This window comes from Bacteroidota bacterium, from assembly GCA_018266755.1.
Classification (GTDB): domain Bacteria; phylum Bacteroidota; class Ignavibacteria; order Palsa-1295; family Palsa-1295; genus JAFDZW01.
This window is the reverse complement of sequence record JAFDZW010000006.1, coordinates 61,406-74,895: the sequence shown is the minus strand read 5'-3', so window position 1 is coordinate 74,895 and position 13,490 is coordinate 61,406. Positions and strand designations below refer to the sequence as shown.

The following is a 13,490-nucleotide window of genomic DNA, read 5'->3' as shown; positions in this document are numbered from 1 at the left end:
ATCAAGGGATTCTTCGCTTCGCTCAGAATGACAGCCGACACCATCCAACCGGAGCTAGTATCAACCGTATGCTTCCGAAACCAAAGCATACGTCAATTCGTATCATAAGGTCGAAAACCAATACTCATGTCACAATTCGCTCAAGCATTTCAATTTACCCCCGATGCACTCGCTCTTGTCGGCAAAGCCCGGCTTGCGTATGTGCGTAAGGTGTACTCGTATTTCACGGCAGGTATTCTTGCTGCGATTGGCGGTTCGATCCTGGCGATGAATTCCAGTCTCGTATTCATAGCCGCTCAACACCGGATTATTCTCTTCATCGTCTATATCGGTGCGTTTTTCCTCGCGCAAAGCAGCGCGGACAAACCGGCACGTGCGGTGCCGACGATGATTCTCTTCACGTTTATCAGCGGGGTAGTGCTCTCGCCGCTACTGTATGCGATTGCGCATTCGCTGATTCCGGGTACAGGCCCGGGCGTGATCTATAATGCGCTCATCCTGACCGGGACCGTTTTTGCCGGCCTGACGGCGTATGTATTCGTCACGAAGAAGGATTTCAGCTACCTCGGCGCGACCCTGACGGTAGGCTTGTTCGTGATCATGGGGGCGATCCTGCTGAATATCTTCATGCACTCGTCGAGTCTCGACTTCGCGATCTCGATCGTCGGGACGATCATCTTCGCAGGGTTCGTGCTCGTCGATACGTCACTGATCCTTAAACGAGCCATCGAGATTCCGCCGACATCGGCTGCATTGAAGTTGTATCTTGATTTTCTGAACCTGTTCCTGTTTATCCTGCGTATCCTGATGGGTTCGCGCAGCCGCGACTGACCGACGTCGTTCGTTCGGAATTTCACGCCCCTGTTCCTTCGCGGAGTAGGGGCGTCGTTGTTTGGTATCTTTGTAGTCTATTTGTTATTCTATGGCTGAACTGAAGAATTTGATTCTGGAGCGTGACGGCTTCGTAGCGATCGTCCGCCTGAACCGACCTGCGGTGCTCAATGCACTCAATCTTGAAACGATGAACGAGCTCGTCTCGACGTTCGACGAACTCGATCAGGACACCGATTGCCGTGCCATCGTGCTCACCGGCAACGAGAAGGCGTTTGCGGCCGGCGCCGACATCAAGGAAATGGCGAACGCAAGCGCAGTCGATATGCTCTACCGAGATCAGTTCGCGAAGTGGGATCGCATCCGCAAGTGCAAGACCCCGATCATTGCGGCAGTCAGTGGTTTCGCCCTGGGCGGCGGGTGCGAACTCGTGATGCATTGCGATATCGTCATCGCAAGCGAGACGGCGAAATTCGGGCAGCCGGAGATTAACATCGGCGTCATGCCTGGCGCCGGCGGCACGCAGCGTCTGACACGCGCGATCGGTAAGGTGAAGGCAATGGAGATTGTGCTGACGGGACGCCCGATCACAGCCGAAGAGGCGGTCGCCGCCGGACTTGCGAACAAGGTAGTGCCGGTCGAGTTCTATCTCGAAGAAGCGATCAAACTCGCCAAAGAGATTGCGTCCAAGCCACCCGTCGCGGTGCGATTGGCGAAAGAGGCGGTGCTCAAGTCGTTCGATACGACGATCGAGATGGGGCTTGAGTTCGAACGGAAGAATTTTTACCTCCTCTTCGCCAGCGAGGATATGAAAGAAGGAATGGCAGCGTTCGTCGAGAAGCGCAAACCGGAGTGGAAAGGGAAGTAGGAGTTGAGGAGAAATAGATGTCATTGCGAGGAAGTCGCGTAGCGACGACGAAGCAATCTTAGAAGTTGATCATGTATTCATCTTCACAATTTCAAATTGCTTCGTCGTCCGCCAAAATGGACTTCTCGCAATTACCCTGTAGATTGAGCGGATTACTTTTATAACGATTTCAATGGCAGAGTATCAAACGATCCAATATAGTGTAGCAGACGGTATTTGCACCATCGCGCTGAATCGCCCGGAAGTCTATAACGCGTTCAACGAGCAGATGACGACCGATCTGCAGGCAGCCTTCAAAGAGATTGCGAAAGACGATGCAGTCCGCGCTGTGATCCTGACGGGGAATGGCAAAGCATTCTGCTCGGGGCAGGATCTCAAAGATGCGCCAACCGGCGGCGGCAAGCGCTCGCTACGCGATTCGCTCGAGCGCAGATACAATCCGCTCATCCGCGCAATGCGCAACCTGCCGAAACCGATTATAGCCGCTATTAACGGTGTCGCAGCAGGTGCGGGTTGTTCGCTCGTGCTGGCATGCGACTACCGCATCATGGCAGAGCAGGCAAAGCTCATCGAAGTATTCGTGCGGATCGGCTTGGTGCCGGATTCCGGTTCAAGCTGGTTTCTGGTACATAATATCGGTGTTGCACGCGCATTCGAACTGGCCGCGACGGGCGAGGATGTCACCTCGGCAAAGGCGTTGCAGATTGGGCTTGTCAATGCGGTCGTTCCGGCAGAGGGACTGATGACCGAAGCGATCAAAACGGCAACAACGTTCGCAACAGGTCCCACGAAGGCATACGGATACATCAAGAAAATGATGGACCGTGCCGCATCGACCTCGCTCGACGAAGCGCTCGATTACGAAGTCTATATGCAGGAAGCCGCGGGCCGCACGGAGGATTATACCAACGCCGTCGCTGCATTCCGCGAGAAACGCAAGGCTGAGTTTACGGGCAAGTAACGTTCTCCATGAAACGGTCCTGGTTCGTAGTGTTGGTTGTGCTTCTTACAAGCACCTCTGCGGTTGCGCAGTATGATTACGGGATCATCTATGATCCGGTTCTTTCCATGCGAATGGGTACAACCGATCTGGTCACAGCGCACAAATTGATTTTCTCAGCGGAAGATCTGCTGCTCCCGGCGAAGCTGTTCAACGAACGAGGAGTGCTCAACAAGGCCGGAGGCATCGCCTACCGTCTTGCCAAACTGGTGCTTATCGATATGCCAACCGACAATTTGATCGGTGTGGTCAATCATGAAGTATTCGGCCACGGATGGCGTCTGCGTGAGTATGGTGCCACGAGGTTGACATACCAAATCAATATGCCGCCACCCTACGGAAATGGGGGAGGATCGACCAATTGGAAACAAGGCGAGATATCGTACACCGACGATGAAGACATCGCCATGCGGATCGCCGGCATGGGCGCCAACATTACGATCTCGGACGAACTCCGGAATGTGTTTCTCGAGACGGGGATGATTCACTACCGCCAGGCGTATGCCTACATGGGTGGAATTCTGGATGAGACACTCTATATCCTCGGTACCGATAAAGCGGAGTACACATCGAACGATGCAGCGTACTATATTGCCGCGATACAGGACAGATCGAACCGTATCGATCTGCACACACTGAAACAGTACGCACTGCTGAACTTTGTGAATCCCGCCTTTTGGCTCTCGGCCAACTCGTTCTTTAATCGGTATCTTGTCGGTGGCACCGAGGAAGTGAGTTTCCCGATGCTGGAGTTGTTCGGAGTACATTACATGCCGTCACTGAGGCTCGATCTTACCCCGTTTGGTGCGGAGGTACGGTTCACCAATCTTGTGCATACCGGAAAGCGCATTTGGAATGTGTACGTTTGTTACGACGGATTCGGGGGCTATACGTCGTCGAGAGTAGGGGTGGATATTTCGCATCTCTATCGAACATCGTTTCTCGATCTCGGCGGCCTTGTAGAACTCTGGGACCAGCCCGAGATTGAGTTGGGCGATCACGCCCCGGGAGTGATCTATAACGATGTTTGGGCTCATCGGAAGATGGCCGGAGGAAGGGGAGCGATGCTGCTACTCAGCGCCAAGCTCCATCCCATCGCCGACACATGGGGCCTCAGAGTGGATGCAGGATTGAAGTCGGCCGGATTCACCCAATCGGAACAGCTTGACAACGGCCCGATCATTCGGGGTGGACTCTTCATCCGGATGTAGTCTCCGAACTTAGCCGAATCAACCGCCGTTTTCTTATTCTCAATTTTCCTATTACTACGTAATGAAATCGATCGGAGTGATCGGGGCGGGGACGATGGGCAGCGGCATAGCGCTTGCGTCGGCGCTCGCCGGATATGATGTCGTCCTCAACGACTTGCATGATAAATACCTGCAACTTGCTTACCGCAATATCGGCGAGATCATGCAAAAGATGAGCGACCGAGGGAAGATCACGGTTGCAGAATCGAACGCTGCCGCCCTTCGCATTCGCACCACCTCGCACTTCGAGCACTTGAAGACCTGCGACCTCGTGATCGAAGCCGCGGTCGAGAACCTGAAGATCAAACAGGAAATCTTTTCGCGGCTGGACGAGCTCTGCGGTGAAGAAACGATCTTTGCGAGCAACACTTCCTCACTCGCGGTCACGGCGATTGCCAGCGCCTGTAAGAAGCCGCACCGTGTCGTCGGGTTGCACTTCTTTAATCCGGCCCACATCATGAAGCTCGTCGAGATCGTTCGCGGCTCGGAAACGACCGACGACGTCATGTACCGTGCGGAAAGTTATGTCAAGCAAATCGGCAAGACGCCGGTGCTCGCGAAGGATACGCCCGGCTTTATTGTCAACCGCGTGGCGCGCAATTTTTATGGCGAAGCATTCCGAATCGTTGGCGACGGGATCAGCACAGTCGAGCAAACGGATCGGATCATGAAGGCGAACGGCTTCGCGATGGGGCCGTATCAGTTGATGGACCTCATCGGGATTGATGTCAACTTGGCCGTGACGCAATCGGTCTATGACCAATTCTTCGGCGAGCCACGCTTCCGCCCGCATTTGTTGCAACAAAAGATGGTCGAAGCAAACCGGTTGGGCCGCAAAACTGGTAAAGGATTTTACGACTACATGGAGACGAAGTAACGAATGCGCGTACTCGGAATCTGTGGCAATATGAGACCGCACAGCGGGACGGCGGCCGTCTTGCGGCTGGCGCTGGCTTCCGCCGAGCGTATGGGCGCGCAGACGACGCTCTATGATATTGCTGCCGAACCGTTGCCGTGGTGCGACGCACGACCTGACGATACAACGTATCCGCCGTCGGTGCACCGATTTCGCTCGCTCGTGCGCGAAGCACAGGGGATAATCCTGGCGACGCCCGATTATCATAATAGTTTTAGCGGGTCGCTCAAGAACGCACTCGACCTTTGCAATTCGGACGATTTCGATCATAAGATCGTCGGGATCATCGGGGTTTCGGGCGGCTCGACCGGAGCGATCAACGCGATTACCCAATTACGCACGGTGATGCGCAGCCTCGGAGCCTGGGCGATTCCGCATCAGGTCTCGATCGCCAGCAGTGGGAAGCTCTTCGCAGGGCCGGATGTGATTGCCGATCCGGCTGTGGCGCAGCGGATCGAAAAGCTCGGTACCGACGTGGTAAAATATGCCACGCTCTTCGCGAATGGGTTGTTGCAGGAATTGTAGTTTGTTTTCGTGACTCCACCGCCGGGCTCAGTTGCGCCTGGCGCGTACTGTGATAGAGGGATCTGCACTAATCGCTCATGTGCTATGCTGACATTTTTACTATCCGTATTAACGACACTCATGGTTACACTGCATGTCGGAGATGTTGCTCCGAATTTCTCGACGATCTCGACCGATGGCTCGAAGATCTCGCTCGCTGATTACAAAGGCAAGTCGAATGTCATTCTCTATTTCTATCCGGAGGATATGACGAGCGGCTGCACGATAGAAGCGTGTAATTTCCGCGACGATAAGTCGCTCTTCGACGGACTGAACACCGTAATTCTCGGTGTCTCGCTCGATTCGCAGGAAAAACATAAACAATTCACCGAGAAAGACCATCTAAACTTTCCGTTGTTAGTGGACACCGACGGCAAGATCTGTGCGGAATATGGTGTGCCGGTGGATGACAAATGGCCGGCACGCTGGACGTTCCTGATCGACAAGAACGGCAAGATTGCAAAGATTTATCACAAGGTCGCTGTCAGGGAGCACAGCGCCGAATTGCAAGCAGACATTAAGGCTCTGAAGTAGCCAGTAGTTTGTAGTCAGTAGTCAGTACCAGCCTTTCTGGCTACTGGCTACTAACTACTGACTACGAACAAAGAACTACGCTTTCTTCCGCCTGATCTTCTTATAATTCACTCCGCGCTTTTCGTTGAATGCCGAGATGCCTTCGGTGACCTCGTCGGAGAGGTTATGGATCGAGAGCCAATCGCGCGCATGTCCGATCGTCGTATGCCAGCTCAAGTCCTTCCAGAAGTTCAGGTTCTGCTTCGTGTAGCGTAGGCACTCAGGCAGCTTGTTATACAGCTTTTCGCACAAGATGGCAGTAGCCTCGTCGAGCTGTTCTTTCGGAACGACCTGATTCACCAACCCCCAATCGAGCGCTTTGGCGGCCGGAATCTCCTCGCAGAGGAAAAGAATCTCGCGTGCACGACGGTCGCCCACCATCAGCGGCAGCCACTGCGTTGCGCCCGCTGCGGCAACCGAGCCACGGGCGGCACCGACCTGGCGGATATGGATGTGGTCGGCAGCAATGGCAAGGTCGCATGAAATATTGAGTTCGTTGCCACCGCCGACGACGATCCCGTTGAGCTTGGCGATCGTCGGCTTGCCGATATTACGCAGACGCTCGTGCATCTCGATAAAGACGCGCATCCATTTGTAGTAGTCGTTCGGATTGCCGAGAAAGAACTCCTCCTGCTCGCGCAGATCTGCTCCGGTGCAGAAAGCACGGTCGCCGGCACCGGTGATCACGAGCACCGCAATGTCGTCGTCCCACGAGACGTCCTCGAAGGCGATCAAGAGCTCCTGCAGCGTCGTGAGGTTCAAGCAGTTGAGTACCTCTGGGCGGTTGAGCGTTACGGTTGCGACGTAATCTTTCTTCTCGTAGATGATATGCGAGAAGTCGAACGATCGCTTCTCCTGGTACGGATTTAATTCATTTGTGTCTTTCTTCGGCATGATCGTACGGGGTGGTGGAGTATTAGAGCGCGATGTCGTCGTGCTTGGCGACACACATCGAAACAAGCGGAGCCGCAAAACTCATCAGGTCTTTACCGGCCGCTTTGTTCTCGTCGGATGCCATGGCGGCCTTGAAGGCGTCCATGTCGGCAAAGTACATATTGCACTGCAAGTACGGCTGCTCGGCAAGCAACGCCGTTGCCGGTGTGAGCATTTTAGAAAACTTCAAGACTTCGAGTTTTTTGAGTCCCGGGATCTTCTTGACGAGCGGGGTATGCACATCGTTGTAGTGTGCATCGAATTCTGTCGGATTCTCGGGCGTCTTATAGAGTGCGGTCAGAACTACCATTGGAAGAACGGATGAAGGATAAATACAAAAGGATGAAGGTCATGATGAAGGAGTTCGTCCATCATCGCCGATCCTTCATCCTTTTACCGATTAATTAGTGTACTTTTTCGCCGCCGGTCGGGCCGGTACGGAAGCCGAAGGGGTGTTCGTTGCCGCCTTCGACACGGATCTCGCCGTATTGCGATTCATATCGCTCGACATTTTCGCGCATGGCATTGACGAGCAGCTTCATGTGCTGCGGCGTCATGATAATGCGCGAAAGCACGCGTGCCTTCGGGACGCCCGGCGTCACGCGCGTGTAATCGATAATGAACTCGGCGGGCGAGTGGGTGATGATCGCAAGATTCGAGTAAATGCCTTCGGCTTCTTTCTCGCCGAGCTCGATCTGGAGTTGCTGACCCTGTGGTTCGTTATTGGTATCCATGGAAGATTAGTGATTAAGAGTAGCGTGCGCGGCGCGATGCCGCGCAGCGCGGTTATTTGTTCAAGCTATCGTAATGCTTCATTGCGTCGTCGGCCTCTTTGGCTTTCTTCGCGGTCGCGTAGAGCTTCATCATGGTATTCCAGTACCATTTATCATTCGCGACGTCGGTGGACTTGAGCGATTCCAGCGCAGAAAGCGTCTTCGCCTGCTGATCTTTGTTGCCAAGCACATCGTATAATTGGTACAGGTTCGAGAGCGTGTTGTACTCTTTAGGGTTGACCGAATGTACGCGCTCGTAATACCCGACGGACTTCTCGAGTTTGTCCTTCACGTCCGCCTTCTTGTCTTTCTTTTGAATTTCGGCTGCCCAGTTCTGGTACGCGACGCCGAGATTATAAAGCGCGTTCTCGAATGCGGGGTCCATGCTCAGTGCCTTCTCGTACTGTTCGATGCCGCCGGGGAAGTCCTGCGACTTCAGGAGCACCGCACCGTACGCAGCATACAGCACCTTCGACGGATGTTCGTTGAGCATGCGCTTGTACATTGCCTTTGCCTTCTCAGGCGCATCGAGCTTGGAGTAGATGTCCGGGATAATGTTCGTTGCGTTCTCGTCGCTCGGATCCAGACGCTGCACCGAGATCAAGAGCGGCACCACTTTATTATACATATCCTCTGCGCCAGACTTGTTGCCAGCGGCCAGAAGAGTATTGCCCTTTGCGTAGTAATAGCCCGCGAGGTTCAGGTATGTATTGATCGAAATGCGCATTGGCTGCAACCCAACCGCATCGTAGGGCGTGAAGCGCCAGCCGGTAAGCTGCCAGTTATGCGGGGCTTTCTCGGCCTTCTCGAAATAGAAGTAGCCTTCGTTCGAGGTGTATTTATAGATCATCGCAGAATCCGTCTCGGTGGTCGGCTCCATGATCTTCTTGCTCGGATCGCCGCCGATTGCCTTGACGACCGACTCCGGCGACATGCGAAGTGTCAGACCGAGTGACGTACCCTGATCGTGCGACGTGCGAACCTGTGCAAGCGCATCCTCGTACGTCGAGATTGCCTTAGCGGTATCCGACGTAGCCGAATACACATCGCCGAGCAACTCGTACGTCTCCGGCTGTTCCGGTGCCAAACGCTTTGCCGCTTCGAGATACTGGATTGCGAACTGTTGCTGCTCTTTGCTGTCCGGATTGTCGCGGTAGGATTTCAGTCCGGCATTATAGAGTTGAATCCACGTTTCGTGGCGGATATTCTCGACCGTCGCGCGATTCTTGATTGCGTAGAGCTTCGCCGAGTCGATGACGCTGGCGATCTTCTCGTACTGGTTCAGATCATAGAGGTTCGTGACGTAGAGCGCCCAGCCTTCGTCGCTATGCGGGTCGTTCTTGAGCGCTTGCAGCAAAAGCTCGTTCGCTTTATTGTAATTGCGCTGCTGGCGATAGAGCTTTGCGCTCGAGAGTTCGGCGCCACCGCAACCGATGTACTGGATCGAAAGGGCGAGAGCCGCGACTACGATCGCTACGCGAGTCCGATTTTTCATAGGGGTCAAAGAAGTCATGAATTACGAGCAGGGTACAACAGTTTTTCCCGTAGTTGAATTTCGACCCACTCATGCTTATTCTATCGGTGTTCGGACGGTGATCTGGACCGTCCGGCATAGGAATCGCCCCTCCGGGGTATCGTTGGGGTACAATAGACGATCCTCGCCAATTCCCTTGACGGTCGCATCTCTGCGGCCAAGACCGGTCGACGTGGAGGTTGCACGGTCAGTCGCCAGCCGCTTATTCGATTGCGCAGATCCTGACCGGTCCGTATAGCCTTCGATCGCAATCGCCGAAGTCGGTTTGAGCTTCGAGCGCACAAGTGTGAGCACTCGTTCTTGCGCAGGCGTCATCGCCGACGTGCCGAATGCAAACAGCACAAGGTTGTACCGATCGATGATCACGTCGCCTGCATGGCGAGACTTCTTTTGCTCCACAGTGAGTACTTCCGTTGGGAGAGTAGCGGAGTCGATCGCAACGTCGCCTTTGGTATTGGCAGTTCGCAGGAATATTCTCAGTGGCTCGCCGTAGCGGGGGATCGATGCTTGATCGTGTTCGAGGTCCCAGTCATGGTAGGCCGGGACTGCGCCTGTGCCCTCGGCATGATGGAGTCGCCGGTTGCCCTGAAGAACATCGAGTTGCCATGATGCCACGCCAACGGACGAGGAAGATTGCATTTTGATCCGAAGTTGTGGCGGGTTTGGAGTCCGAACGGTGTCATTCGCGAGGAATACATCCAGTACCTCAGGGACATCGCAACTCAACTCAACCCGACGATTCTCTTCCTGTCCGTCCGGTGTTCGAGGGTTCGAAGGATGGTCGGGCAAATTTCTATGTTGCACGATCAACCGGTTCTCCGAGATGCCCCAAACCGTGCGGAAATATTCGAACACTGTTTTCGCACGAGCAGCAGATAATGCAATGTTTTGCGATTCAACCGACTGGTCCGAGTTGCAACCGAGGATCGTAAGGTGTGCATTCGGATATTGCTGCAATCGTTTTCCGATGATATTCAATCCCTCGTGGTGGATTCCGAGCGCATCGAGCGAGAACAGCGACCGCAATTCATAGTGGGCCGCTTCGTCCCGTCTGAGCGTGTGATAGCGTGTCGGGAGAACACTATCGCCTTCCGAGAAGAAGACGAACCCAAGGAGTGGATGAGCATTCGTCGTTAGAAATTCTTCGATCCGAAGTGTTGCGACCGGATGTTCCGCATTATTCTCGTCCAGTCCCACCGCCTGTGCACTGCAAGTGATATCGTGTCGATCGGGGATCTGCAAGAGATAGTGCTCGCGGTGGACCGTCGTGGTCAAGATTATATTCCCATTCGTCGTCACCGATCGCGAGTGATCGGTCGTGACAAGTGAGAGTTGCTCTTGTGCGAGCGTACGTTCGTAGCGCACCGACGTGTCTCGGAGTATCGTCGTATCAAACTCATACTGCCGTCTATCCGGGACGGGGGAGAAGGTCAGCCCGATCCCGGCACGAAGTCCGCTCGGCTTCCACGTAACGGTGGTCAGATTGTTCAGCGCAAACGCGTACGATACTTGCGGCGCAAGGAAGATGGAGTGTTGGCTATTGAGGGGAAGCTCATACCCGACTCCAACGGTTGCAGCGAACAATACTGATGCAGCGTCGGGGATCTGTCCTGCGTTCTGATTGCGAACTTGGCTGTGCGTGTCATTGCCAAGCGAATCAAGGAACGTCCCCGTGCCTGCGGGCTGGACGATACGTTCATCTTGCGAATAGTTTTTCGATATAGCAAATCCGGCCCGCACTCCGACCGAGAGCATCAGACTTCCGATTGCATTCCATGACAGTGTTGGTTCGAGCCCGACGGTACCGATGGTCGCGCTCACCGTATGGCGATCAACGCCGTCCTGCCCGACACCGTCCGAGATGATATAGAGCGGTTGGTCATTGGTCAGCGTTGCACTCTGATCCCAGTACGATGCTGCGACTCCGAAGAGAAGTGAATTCGACAACGGCCAGGCCGCGAACACGCCTCCCTGGATCCCGCCACCCGATCCGTTGGTGAATTGCGGGCAACAGTTCGGTACTCCGGGCAATGCCCGAAAATCGGCGGTATGCAGATTAGCCCCCCACCCGGCTTCGAAGCCATAGCGCATCCTGAGCGAATCCTGCGCAAACGAGGATGTGGCCAGAAGCAACATGCACAGAAGAAGGAGTTGCTTCATCGCTGGACCTCCACTTGCGTTACGATCTGATTATTCGGAGTCTGGAGGACCAGGTAGTAACGTCCGCTTGAGAGCGACGACCCGGACAGCCGCAGGCGCCTCGTCCCATGTCGAACGTCGGCATTGAGCAGGACTGCAACAGTTCGGCCGAGTGGATCGCATAGGGTGAGCGTTGTTCGTCCGTCTTCGATCAGCGACAGATCTGCGACAATATCGTCTGTCGCCGGGTTCTGTACGACGTTCATCGATACCGTCCCATTAGGATTGAGCAGTCGGGTACCTGCGGCATAGCAGAGATCGAGCAGCTTGAAGACTCCGTCTGCGTTGGTCGCTGTCACCGCAGGTGCGTCTGTCGCCGGCGAGATCACGGCCATTGTTGTTTGCGAATCATTCCCAAGAGCGACTTTGAAGTGAAGTGTCGTCAATACCGTATCGGTCGCGACGATCGGCAAGTTGAAGTTCATAACCCGCGTCCCGGCAGCAACGCTTCCTGCCGGTGTAGAACCGACCGGCCCCAGCATGGTGGCATTGAACGCGAGAGAAAAGGAAACGTGGGTCGCCCCGCCTGCAATTGCGCTGCCGGGATCGTCGATGAGCACAGGGACGTCGATGAGATCGTTGACACGGCCGCCCCGATCAGGAGTATAGACGACGACGTTGCCACCGGTATTCGGGTTGATGGTGAACGGTGCATCGGACACATCGCTTTCGATGCCGCCGACCGGGTTCTGAAAGATAGTATTCGCTGCATTGCCCGAGACCAGGATCCGGGCGTCGTCGGGACTGAATTCGATTGTCTTACTGGCAAAACCGACCGAACCAACCCAGCGGATGAACGCGCCTGTAGCAGCATCCCAGAGTTTGACGTTGTAGGAATTCGAACCGAGGGAATCGTACCCGACAGTGACGACGGTTTTTCCATCGTGTGAGAACACTGCATCCACAGAGCCACGCAGCCCGGGCTGAATACGCCAGAGGATGGCGCCAGAAGCAATATCCCAGACACGCACCGCAGTATCGTCGCTCGAAACAACGAACTTCGACCCATCGGGGGAGTAGTGGATCATTCTGTTCTCGCTGAAGAACGGCAGTTTCGTATCGAGTTTGAATGTCTTAATGGTATCGCCGAGCGCAGCGTTCGCGATCACATAGCTTGGCAGCGAATCCTGGCGAATACCCTCGGCGCCGATGATCTGCGTGCCATCGAATTTCCAATCGAGCGAAGTCGGGATCCCGTAGACTGAGCCAAACGCATACGATCTCGCAAAGCCTGAAAGTCGGGTGACAAGCGAACCGGAAGCGATATCGAAGACGTAAATCGAATCCTGACCGGTGGTCGCGATGCGCGTGCCATCCGGACTGAAACGGCTCATCGCGTTCGTGTGAGAGCTGTCTGGCAAGCTGGTCAGATGCCACTCCTTGAGCTTGGATCCTGATGATACATCCCAGATGCGGATCATGTTGCCGAACGGCTTAACATCGGTTGACGGCGATGCGGTGACGAACGTCTTCATGTCGGGACTGAACTCGGCCCACCAGTTCAGCGCCTGAGAACCCGGCACGCCGACTCCGGATTCTGTCGGATAGGTCCTCGTCAATGTTGCGCTATGCGAGTCCCACACATACACGTTTCCGTCGGAGCCGGCGCTGATCACCTGGTTGCCATCCGAACTGAAGCTCGCATTCATGATGCCGTTCCCGCCGAACAGCAGCAGCGTCCCAGGCGTGACTGTGACCGATCGGCTGGCGCGGATCAGACAGGTCGTGCTCGGCGAGTTGGGAATGCCGACCCACGTGTACGTGAGTCCGGTGGCAGCAGTCGTGATGGTAGACCATGTGCTTCCGTTGTCACTGGAGAATTCGAGTGTGACGACATCGGCGGCGGCCACGCCTGCCCACTGGATCGTGATCTTTGAACCGGCTTTGAACGATTCGCCGCCGTTTGGGTAGGTGACTCGCAATTGTGCATCCGCACGCCCAGCAACGCAGGCACATAGTAGCAGCAGAATGATCCGTGGCTTCATAGCGATTCGGCTCGGAATGAATCAACAAGTAACCGAATCGCACTTCAAGAAAGTGCCGAGAGGT

Annotated in this window: 13 protein-coding genes; 7 read left to right on the top strand and 6 right to left on the bottom strand. The window is 54.9% G+C overall.

The window, feature by feature from the left end; translation table 11 throughout:
- The first annotated feature begins 126 nt into the window (after positions 1-126).
- From JSS75_12650 to JSS75_12620, 7 genes are all read left to right on the top strand, one after another.
- Positions 127-831 carry a Bax inhibitor-1/YccA family protein gene (locus JSS75_12650; protein MBS1904549.1) on the top strand — a complete coding sequence of 235 codons (705 nt, stop codon included), beginning with the start codon at positions 127-129 and terminating at the stop codon, positions 829-831.
- 91 nt (positions 832-922) lie between these two features.
- Positions 923-1,699 carry an enoyl-CoA hydratase/isomerase family protein gene (locus JSS75_12645; GenBank protein MBS1904548.1) on the top strand — a complete coding sequence of 259 codons (777 nt, stop codon included), beginning with the start codon at positions 923-925 and terminating at the stop codon, positions 1,697-1,699.
- Between the two features lie 172 nt (positions 1,700-1,871).
- Positions 1,872-2,660, top strand: coding sequence for an enoyl-CoA hydratase/isomerase family protein (locus JSS75_12640; GenBank protein MBS1904547.1), 789 nt, complete (start codon positions 1,872-1,874; stop codon positions 2,658-2,660).
- A gap of 8 nt (positions 2,661-2,668) precedes the next feature.
- Positions 2,669-3,910 carry a hypothetical protein gene (locus JSS75_12635; protein ID MBS1904546.1) on the top strand — a complete coding sequence of 414 codons (1,242 nt, stop codon included), beginning with the start codon at positions 2,669-2,671 and terminating at the stop codon, positions 3,908-3,910.
- 61 nt (positions 3,911-3,971) lie between these two features.
- Positions 3,972-4,826: a 3-hydroxybutyryl-CoA dehydrogenase gene (locus JSS75_12630; GenBank protein ID MBS1904545.1), complete on the top strand. Its 855-nt coding sequence runs from the start codon at positions 3,972-3,974 to the stop codon at positions 4,824-4,826.
- Between the two features lie 3 nt (positions 4,827-4,829).
- Positions 4,830-5,390 (top strand): NAD(P)H-dependent oxidoreductase, encoded by a 561-nt coding sequence (locus JSS75_12625; GenBank protein ID MBS1904544.1) that lies wholly within the window; start codon positions 4,830-4,832, stop codon positions 5,388-5,390.
- A 120-nt stretch (positions 5,391-5,510) separates the two neighbouring features.
- A complete protein-coding gene (locus tag JSS75_12620) occupies positions 5,511-5,963 on the top strand; it encodes a peroxiredoxin (protein ID MBS1904543.1) in 453 nt (150 codons plus the stop codon).
- A gap of 75 nt (positions 5,964-6,038) precedes the next feature.
- Here the strand turns inward: JSS75_12620 and JSS75_12615 are convergent, their stop codons facing one another.
- From JSS75_12615 to JSS75_12590, 6 genes are all read right to left on the bottom strand, one after another.
- Positions 6,039-6,896 (bottom strand): enoyl-CoA hydratase/isomerase family protein, encoded by an 858-nt coding sequence (locus tag JSS75_12615; GenBank protein MBS1904542.1) that lies wholly within the window; start codon positions 6,894-6,896, stop codon positions 6,039-6,041.
- 22 nt (positions 6,897-6,918) lie between these two features.
- On the bottom strand, positions 6,919-7,245 hold the full coding sequence (locus JSS75_12610; protein ID MBS1904541.1) for an EthD family reductase: 327 nt from the start codon (positions 7,243-7,245) through the stop codon (positions 6,919-6,921).
- 94 nt (positions 7,246-7,339) lie between these two features.
- Entirely contained in the window at positions 7,340-7,669 is a 330-nt protein-coding gene (locus tag JSS75_12605; protein MBS1904540.1) for a DUF3467 domain-containing protein, read from the bottom strand.
- A gap of 52 nt (positions 7,670-7,721) precedes the next feature.
- The gene (locus JSS75_12600; GenBank protein MBS1904539.1) at positions 7,722-9,203 is read right to left on the bottom strand and encodes a tetratricopeptide repeat protein; all 1,482 of its coding nucleotides are present in this window, start codon (positions 9,201-9,203) and stop codon (positions 7,722-7,724) included.
- Positions 9,204-9,278: 75 nt separating this feature from the next.
- The gene (locus JSS75_12595) at positions 9,279-11,402 is read right to left on the bottom strand and encodes an OmpA family protein (GenBank protein MBS1904538.1); all 2,124 of its coding nucleotides are present in this window, start codon (positions 11,400-11,402) and stop codon (positions 9,279-9,281) included.
- On the bottom strand, positions 11,399-13,426 hold the full coding sequence (locus JSS75_12590) for a WD40 repeat domain-containing protein (GenBank protein ID MBS1904537.1): 2,028 nt from the start codon (positions 13,424-13,426) through the stop codon (positions 11,399-11,401). Before JSS75_12590 ends, JSS75_12595 begins: the two co-directional genes overlap by 4 nt.
- Between the last annotated feature and the right edge of the window lie 64 nt (positions 13,427-13,490).

Bases quoted from the DNA above. Each gene is read 5' to 3' on its own strand.
- JSS75_12650 (MBS1904549.1), top strand. From the start codon at position 127: ATGTCACAATTCGCTCAAGCATTTCAATTTACCCCCGATGCACTCGCT.
- JSS75_12600 (MBS1904539.1), bottom strand. From the start codon at position 9,203: ATGAAAAATCGGACTCGCGTAGCGATCGTAGTCGCGGCTCTCGCCCTT.
- JSS75_12615 (MBS1904542.1), bottom strand. From the start codon at position 6,896: ATGCCGAAGAAAGACACAAATGAATTAAATCCGTACCAGGAGAAGCGA.
- JSS75_12610 (MBS1904541.1), bottom strand. From the start codon at position 7,245: ATGGTAGTTCTGACCGCACTCTATAAGACGCCCGAGAATCCGACAGAA.
- JSS75_12605 (MBS1904540.1), bottom strand. From the start codon at position 7,669: ATGGATACCAATAACGAACCACAGGGTCAGCAACTCCAGATCGAGCTC.
- JSS75_12640 (MBS1904547.1), top strand. From the start codon at position 1,872: ATGGCAGAGTATCAAACGATCCAATATAGTGTAGCAGACGGTATTTGC.
- JSS75_12595 (MBS1904538.1), bottom strand. From the start codon at position 11,402: ATGAAGCAACTCCTTCTTCTGTGCATGTTGCTTCTGGCCACATCCTCG.
- JSS75_12645 (MBS1904548.1), top strand. From the start codon at position 923: ATGGCTGAACTGAAGAATTTGATTCTGGAGCGTGACGGCTTCGTAGCG.
- JSS75_12635 (MBS1904546.1), top strand. From the start codon at position 2,669: ATGAAACGGTCCTGGTTCGTAGTGTTGGTTGTGCTTCTTACAAGCACC.
- JSS75_12625 (MBS1904544.1), top strand. From the start codon at position 4,830: ATGCGCGTACTCGGAATCTGTGGCAATATGAGACCGCACAGCGGGACG.
- JSS75_12630 (MBS1904545.1), top strand. From the start codon at position 3,972: ATGAAATCGATCGGAGTGATCGGGGCGGGGACGATGGGCAGCGGCATA.
- JSS75_12590 (MBS1904537.1), bottom strand. From the start codon at position 13,426: ATGAAGCCACGGATCATTCTGCTGCTACTATGTGCCTGCGTTGCTGGG.
- JSS75_12620 (MBS1904543.1), top strand. From the start codon at position 5,511: ATGGTTACACTGCATGTCGGAGATGTTGCTCCGAATTTCTCGACGATC.